This window comes from Helicobacter sp. MIT 11-5569 (genome assembly GCF_000765695.2).
In the GTDB taxonomy this organism is placed as follows: Bacteria; Campylobacterota; Campylobacteria; order Campylobacterales; family Helicobacteraceae; genus Helicobacter_D.
Genome location: NZ_JRPB02000045.1, coordinates 1 through 573, shown reverse-complemented (window position 1 = coordinate 573; position 573 = coordinate 1). Strand labels below are relative to the sequence as shown.

The following is a 573-nucleotide window of genomic DNA, read 5'->3' as shown; positions in this document are numbered from 1 at the left end:
CAAATTGGTTTAAGGAGTATTACAAGTATTAGCTATTTAAGCAGTGGAAATGCTTATATTTATAATATGTATCCTACACTTGTAGCACAACCTGATACAAAAACTTGGACAGATACAAAGCAAGTTTCTATTAGTCAAACTTTTATTTATACGCTTGTGCCAAAGTTTGATATTCTTATTGCAGGTAATGGTAGCTATAAACAGAATGAATATGTAAGTGATTTTGGCTTGTCTTATAACACAGAGAGAAGTTTTGATTTTGATTCTTTGTGGATTGGAGGAATTTATACAGGAGATAGTATTGGAGGAGTATTTGCCCCACAAATTACTTTACAAACTGGTGTGATTCAAAGAGAAAAACATTTTGATGAGAGTAAGAACTTTGCTTTTAAATCTTTCTCTGCGCGATTTGCATTAAAAAACTATTCTGATCCTGTGATTTCATCACTTTATGTTGGTGGAGTTTATAATGCAGATAGAAACTTTGATTATGGAAAATTAGAATATGGGAATACCATTAACTTTGGGGCTGATATGTCTGTGATTTTAAGCCCTAAAATCTCTTTAGATGTT

1 protein-coding gene is annotated in these 573 nt (G+C 31.8%); it reads left to right on the top strand.

Annotated features, from left to right (window positions below; translation table 11 throughout):
* The coding region (locus LS70_RS10265) for a hypothetical protein (protein ID WP_236096479.1) at positions 1-573 on the top strand (573 nt) is incomplete at both ends.